This window comes from Streptomyces sp. NPDC107454 (assembly GCF_055582885.1).
Map to the genome: position 1 here is coordinate 1 of NZ_JBVJPA010000056.1, position 3,913 is coordinate 3,913.

Sequence of the window (3,913 nt, forward strand, 5' to 3'; positions counted from 1 at the left end):
TTATCTAACCGTCCTGCTGGAGAGTCCACGACGTCCGTGACGGTTCTGTCTGAGTACTCGTTAGCTTGCTGTGGACTCTTTATCTTGCTGTGCTCGCGACGCGGTGTTTCGGGTTCAGCGGCTGGTGATGCCGTCCGGGACGGAGTCGTCGACGGTACTGGCCGACGGGGAGGTCGTGGATCCGGCCGACCGGTTCCTCGCGCATCTCACGGCGATTGATCGCTCGCCCAACACCGTCCGTGCCTACGCTCACGATCTACGGGACTACTTCGAGTTCCTGAACCGGCACGGATTGCGGTGGGACGGGGTCGCCCTGGAAGACCTGGGCCGGTTCATCACCTGGCTGCGGCTGCCGGAGGCGGGCCGCGACGGGCAGGTGGTGGCATTGCCGTGGGTCGAGGCGAATCTTGCTGCAGCAACGGTCAACCGGAAGCTGTCGGCACTGGCCTCGTTCTACGAGTTCCACCACCGACACGGCGCCGGGCCTGGTGAGTTGCTGACGCGGTGGCGCCCCGGACGACGCGGCGGGTCCTGGCAGCCCTTCCTCGCGCATCTCGGTTCACGACCGGAACGGCACCGCGCGATTGTTTTGCGCGCCGAACGCCGGCCGCCGCGTGAGCTGAGCCAGGCGGAGATGACGACGCTGATCGCGGCGTGCAACCGGCTGCGGGACAAGTTCTTGCTGAGCCTGTTGAAGGGCACGGGCCTGCGCATCGGCGAGGCTCTGGGACTGCGGCACGAAGACCTCGATCCGCGCCGGCGGCTGGTGGCGGTCAGGGCTCGCACGAACGTCAACCGGGCACGGGCGAAGACGTGGTCGCGGGAAGTGCCCGTTGACGCGGACCTGTTCCGTCTCTACAGCGATTATCTCCACGACGAGTACGGCACGCTGGACTGCGACTACGTGTTCGTGAACCTCTGGGGCTCCCCGGTGGGGGCACCGATGAACTACTCCAGCGTCGACCGGCTGGTGCGCCAGCTGCGCAAGAGCACTGGTATCGCGTTTTCGCCCCATCTTTTCCGGCACAGCTATGCCACCGCGCTGCTGCGTCGCGGCGTCGCCGCCGAGGTCGTACAGCAGCTGCTCGGCCACGCGAACCTCAGCACCACCATCGATACCTACTCCCACCTGGGCATCGAGGACGCTCGGCGGGCACTGACCGCAGCCGGGTTCCTGGGTGGGCCGGAAACGGAGCCATCAGCATGAGGCAACTCGTTCCGATTCCCGCCGACGAGAGCGCCGAGAGCATCGGCCTGGCCGCTCGTCTGCGGCCCCGGTTCGCGCAACCGGTGATCCTGGTCGACCCCGACGACCCGGTGATCGGTGGGCCGCGCTGCCTGGTCCAGGTCTGCGAACGCCTCGCGGTGATCTTCGCCAAGTGCTCGGCTCACCACCAGCGTTGGATCGATGACGGACGTCCCGACGATGTCCATATCTGGGCGGCGACGGCACCGGCGAACCGGCGCTGGCTGCAGCAGCCGCCCAAGTGCGCGATCGGCAGCTGCCGACGCAGTCGACGTGAACACGGCCTGTGTCACTCCCACGCCCATCGCTGGCACCGCCAGGGCAGCCCGGATCTGACCAGGTGGATCACCGACGGCGGTGGCCCGCCGCTGCTGGCCGGGCCCGGCTGCGTCTTTCCCGAGTGCGGGCTCGAAGCCGAGGGCGAGGCCGGATTGTGTGTCCACCACCGCAACCGGTGGGTCCGCGCCGACCGGCCGCCCCTTGAGTCGTGGCTGCTCGGTTGCGCGACTTTCGGGCAGGATCGCTTCGACCTGCGGGCCCTGCCCGAGCCGATGCGACTGGAGATCGCCTACGCGATCCAGTGCCGCGTCGACGAACGACGCACCATCACCCGGCCCTACTCGATTCGGCGCCTGCTGCGGGCGCTTCCCGGCGCCGGGGCCGGCTCACTGCTGGACCGCAGCCCCGAGGAGTGGATCTCCTGTCTCGGGTTCTCCAGCGAACGCGGTCACATCGAGCGCCGTTTCCTGCTGGACGCGATCGGCTACCTTCGCGACGTCCTGGAGGGCGTCGGCTGGGACGCCGAGTTCCCGCGTGATGTCTGGCTGCTGCGGAGGCTGGGGTTCCCCGGCCGGGATGCCCGCTTCCGGTTCACCGGCATCGAGCCGCTCTGGCTCAGGGAGCTGACCAAACGCTGGGCACGCTGGAGATTGTCGACCGGCATCGCGGTCGCCACGGTCGGCGCCGATGTCCGCGCGCTCACGCTGTTCGCCCACTCGTTCCCCATCCTCCGGCACGGCCCCGAGGCCCTGACCCGCGAAGTGATTGAGGTCCACCTGGCGCATCTCGCCGAGAAGTTCCCCAACCCGAAGAGCCGAACCGGCCAGCTCAGCAGCCTCGCCGGGCTGTTACGGGCGGCGCGTCAGCACGGGTGGGAACCACGGCTCGCACCGCAGGTCGACCTGTTCCCAGAGGACTACCCCCGCTTGATGCGCGGGGCACCCCGAGCGTTGCCCGAAGCGGTGATGGCCCAGCTCGAGCACCCCGACAACCTCGCCCGGTTCGCCGATCCCCGGGGTCGGCTCCTGGCACGGATCTTGATGAACACCGGTCTTCGGGTCGGTGACGGCAGCAAACTCCCTCGGGACTGCGTCGTCCGCGACGGTCAGGGGGCGCCCTACCTGCGCTACACCAACCACAAGATGCGTCGGGACGCGTTCGTCCCCATCGACACCGACCTCGCCGAGGCCATCGCCGCCCAACAACAGGCAGTCCTCGCCGAGTTCGACGAACCCGCCTTCCTGCTACCTCGCTCGAACCGCAACCCCGAGGGCAAGGTCGCCTTCAGTACCTCGACGTTCCGCGGACAGCTGCGTGAATGGCTGCGGATCTGCGACATCCGCGACGAACACGGCCAGCCGGTCCATGCCACACCGCACCAATGGCGCCACACCTTCGGCACCCGACTGATCAACAACGAGGTTCCGCAGGAGACCGTCCGCCGCCTGCTCGATCACGACTCCCACGCGATGACCGCCCACTATGCCCGCCTGTCGGACACGACCATCCGCCAGCAGTGGGAACGAGCCCGGAAGGTCAACATCGCTGGTGAACAACTGGCCGGTGACGCGGGGCCGTTGGCCGACGCGGTCTGGATGAAGAACAACCTCGCCCGCGCGAAGATGGCCCTGCCCAACGGCTACTGCGCTCTCCCTCTGCAGCAGAAGTGCGAGTTCGCCAACGCCTGCCTGACCTGCCCGGTCTTTGTCACCACCGCCGAGTTCCTGCCCCAGCACCGCCGCCAGCTCGAGCAGACCCAGACCTTGATCGCCCAGGCCGACCACAACGGCCACCAACGGCTCGCCGAGATGAACCGCACGGTCGAGAAGAACCTACTCTCGATCATCAACGGCCTTACAGCACAAAGCAGTTGCTGCACGGAAGGCGCCTGCGCTTGCCGACGAACCGAGGATCCGAATGTCTGCTGAGCGTCCCCACCACCTCGCCGAACACGCACGACTGCGTCACCAGCAGACCCTCGATCACGCCGAGCAGACGCTCGCCGAGATGGCCGACGCCGGCGAACCGGTGACCGTCGCGCTCGTCGCCCGGAAAGCCGGGGTCTCACGGTCCTGGATCTACAGCCAACCCGCACTCCGTGACCACATCCGGCAACAGCAGCACCTTCGAGACGGCGCGAACGCGGTCCGGGAGACCGTCACCCGCGCCAGCGACGACTCCCTGCGACAACGGCTCGCGCTCGCACACGAGCGCATCAGCCAACTCCGCACCGAGAACCATCAACTCCGTGACGCCCTCGCACACGCCCACGGCCAACTTCGCGCAGCCCGCCTCGCCGCCGAGAGCTCGTAGTCAAAGACAACCGTCCACGACATCATGTTGCTGGTCAGCAGCGTGATTCAGAGACTGAAGTCGAGATAAGCGCGG

At 67.6% G+C, this 3,913-nt stretch carries 3 protein-coding genes; all 3 read left to right on the forward strand.

Going from position 1 to position 3,913, the window contains the following annotated elements:
• The first annotated feature begins 175 nt into the window (after positions 1-175).
• Genes ACZ69M_RS51065 through ACZ69M_RS51075 form a run of 3 tightly spaced genes read left to right on the forward strand, consistent with a single transcriptional unit; the run spans position 176 to position 3,838 of the window.
• Positions 176-1,207, forward strand: coding sequence for a site-specific integrase (locus ACZ69M_RS51065; RefSeq protein WP_470060540.1), 1,032 nt, complete (start codon positions 176-178; stop codon positions 1,205-1,207).
• Complete coding sequence (locus ACZ69M_RS51070; protein ID WP_470060541.1) at positions 1,204-3,453, forward strand: tyrosine-type recombinase/integrase; 2,250 nt, start codon at positions 1,204-1,206, stop codon at positions 3,451-3,453. The genes ACZ69M_RS51065 and ACZ69M_RS51070 overlap by 4 nt, the downstream gene beginning before the upstream one ends.
• Positions 3,443-3,838 (forward strand): DUF6262 family protein, encoded by a 396-nt coding sequence (locus ACZ69M_RS51075; RefSeq protein WP_470060542.1) that lies wholly within the window; start codon positions 3,443-3,445, stop codon positions 3,836-3,838. The genes ACZ69M_RS51070 and ACZ69M_RS51075 overlap by 11 nt, the downstream gene beginning before the upstream one ends.
• Positions 3,839-3,913: the final 75 nt, after the last annotated feature.

Bases quoted from the DNA above. Each gene is read 5' to 3' on its own strand.
- ACZ69M_RS51075 (WP_470060542.1), top strand. From the start codon at position 3,443: ATGTCTGCTGAGCGTCCCCACCACCTCGCCGAACACGCACGACTGCGT.
- ACZ69M_RS51070 (WP_470060541.1), top strand. From the start codon at position 1,204: ATGAGGCAACTCGTTCCGATTCCCGCCGACGAGAGCGCCGAGAGCATC.